Origin of the sequence: Helicobacter vulpis (genome assembly GCF_003660395.1) — a bacterium.
Lineage (GTDB): Bacteria > Campylobacterota > Campylobacteria > Campylobacterales > Helicobacteraceae > Helicobacter > Helicobacter vulpis.
Map to the genome: position 1 here is coordinate 1 of NZ_QXQT01000044.1, position 2,998 is coordinate 2,998.

The following is a 2,998-nucleotide window of genomic DNA, read 5'->3' on the forward strand; positions in this document are numbered from 1 at the left end:
CCCCCCTGCACAACACCCTCTTCACCCCCTACACCCTAGAGCAAGAACTCCCCAAACTCTACAATTTTGCACAGACACAAGAGCAAGCTAAAGCCATCCTAGAGAAAATTACAGCCCTCAATCTACCCCACTTTAAAACCAGCAATGAACACCAGTTTGAAGATCACTTCATCGCCAAAGTGCTAGAAATCTTGGGTTGGGCGTATTTGCGCCAAGAAGAAAAGAGTATTCAAGGCAAATTAGAAAAACCGGACTTTTTACTCTTTGCAAGCCCAGAGTTAAAACAAGCTTACCAAGCCCTAGACAAAACAGAAAGATACGCCAGCAACGCCTTTTTCAGCGTGATCTGTGAGAGCAAGGCGTATAGCATAGAGGTGGATAGCGCTAAAAAAACCCCCGCGCACAATCCCCATTACCAAATTTTGCACTATCTCAACGCCCTACGCCACAATTACGGCTTTTTGACCAATGGGAGGGTGTGGCGTTTTTATGACGCGACCACCCCCACCTATAATAAGGTCTTTTTTGAGATCAATTTAGAAGCCATCTTGCAAACCCAAGACTTGGAGCATTTTCTCTACTTTTACCACATTTTCAACGCCGCTAACTTTTTGCCCCAAACCCTAGAGGATAGCAAAGAGCGCACCACCACAATGGGGGTCGCCTTAAAAGCCAATGATGAAAAGAAAACAGACATTGAAGAAGACCTACAAAATCTCATCTATGGCACAGAAGGCTATACCTTCTCTTTGTTTGAGGACATCGGGGTGGCTTTGCACGCGCGCCACCCACAAGCCCCCCTAGAAGACATCTATCAAAACACCCTCTATTTTCTCTTTAGACTGCTTTTCATCGCCTACTTTGAAGACAAATTTGAGGATTTGCTCAAAAAACATAGCGGGTTTGGCAAACATTTGAGTATCCATAACATCTTAGAATGGCTAGAGGACGACCCACAGACCTACTATGGCATGGGCAAATTAGAACATCTCTTTAGCATCTACAATGAAGGCAATGAAAATTACGCCATGCCCCTTTTTGATGGCGGACTCTTTGAGCCTAGTAAAACGCAACTTTTTAAAGCAGGCAAGATTATTAGCGACTCCCTTTTGAAAAAAATCCTCACCCATCTATTCTATTACGAGGATTGCAAACGGGGCTATGCCACTCTAAGCGTGGTGCATTTAGGGAGCATTTATGAGGGCTTGATGTCCTATTTCTTTGCCATCGCTACAGAAGAAATCCACTATTGTAAAACGCAAAAAAGCGAGGGCTACTACGATAACCACGATAAAATTCTCTTAGAAAAGCAAGAAAAGATCACATCCAGCCAAGACTACCCCAAAGGACAGATTTATCTCAAAAACACCTCTAATTCTAGAAAATCCAGCGGGAGTTTTTACACCCATGAGGACATCACCAAAACCTTAGTGCAACACGCCCTAGCCGATTTAAACAATGAAAACATCTTAGAGTTTAAGATTTTAGACAACGCCTGTGGGAGCGGGGCGTTTCTCATTGAAGCGCTAAACCTTGCCAGCCAAAAGGCTTTAGAACACAACTATCCTGCCCTGCAAACCCCCTTTGAGCAAGAAAAAGCCCTCATTGAGCAACAAGCCCAACGCTATATCCCCGGCTACCAAGCAGATGAAGCCGCCATTTTAAAACGCCTGCTTTTAAAGAAAATGATCTATGGGGTGGATATTAACCCCTTTAGCATAGAGTTAGCCAAACTCTCGCTGTGGATTGATAGCTTTGTCTTTGGCACGCCTTTGAGTTTCTTAGAACACCATATCAAGTGCGGCAACGCGTTGATGGGTTGCTCCCTTAGCGCATTTGAAGAGTTTTTAACCCGAGAGGATCGCAAAAAATTCAAAAACAAAACCCAAAACCTCTTTTTAGATAGCCTCTTTAAAAGGCTTAGAACCCTACAAAGGCGCGCCACTCTGCTAGCCAATATCCCCGATCGCACCCAAAAGCAGATCGCCCAATCTAAGAGAATCTACCAACGCCTAAAGCCCCAGCTAGACAGGCTCAATTTTTATCTTAACTTCTACAACACCCACAAGATCATGACGCTCAATCTCAAAGAACCCAACAAAAAAGAGGAGGGGGACAAAGACAAAGAGGGCAAAGAGAGCAACCCCTATTTAAAGGCATTTGTCCAGACCCAAGAAAAATGGCGTGCGCGCCTCAAAGATTTTAAGATTGCAGAAATGACTGACCTAGACAAACTCCACACCCCCGCCTATAGCGATGTCAAAGAGCGCATAGAACAATGCGCCCAAGAGTTTAGATTTTTTAATTACGAAATTGAATTTGCCGACTGCCTAGATTCACAAGGCAATTTTAATGGCTTTGACGCCATCATTGGCAACCCCCCTTGGGAGAAGAGCAAATTTGATGAAAGCGAGTTTTTTAGCGCGTTTAGAAGCGCGTACCGCACCTTTAGCCTTGCCCAAAAGCAAGATTTTAAAACCAATGCCCTAGCAAAACCCTACATCAAAAGGGAGTTTGACACACAACAAGCCCACATCCAAACCACCAATGCCTATTACAAAGCCCATTACCCTAACAGCCGGGGGGCAGGCGATGGCAATCTGTTTAGATTCTTTATAGAACGCCATTTAAGCCTGCTTGGCTCTAAGGGGTGGTTGTGCGTGGTGATCCCTAGTGCGCTCATGCTTGAAGAGGGGAGTTTGGGCTTAAGAAAGAGGCTACTAGAAAAGCACACCCTAGAGTTTTTCTATAGTTTTGAAAATCGTCAAGGGATTTTTAAAGATGTACATCGCTGTTACAAATTCGCCCTTTTAGGCGTGCGCGCTCTAGCCTGCTCTAAAGATCACCCCATCAAAGCCCTCTTTTATTTAGAAGACCTAGAACAGATCCAAAGCACAAAGCCCCTTTTAATCCCCCTTCAATCTCTGTTAAACTCTGCTAAATGCGCGCTCAAAGAGGTCAGAAGCGCGCTAGATTTAGAGATTTTAGAGCATTGCGC

At 44.5% G+C, this 2,998-nt stretch carries 1 protein-coding gene; it reads left to right on the forward strand.

Features of this window, described 5'->3' with window-relative positions; genetic code table 11:
- Positions 1 to 5: 5 nt before the first annotated feature.
- Positions 6 to 2,998, forward strand: a 2,993-nt coding sequence (locus EAO38_RS08360; protein ID WP_121022843.1) for an Eco57I restriction-modification methylase domain-containing protein, incomplete at its 3' end; no start/stop codon positions are given.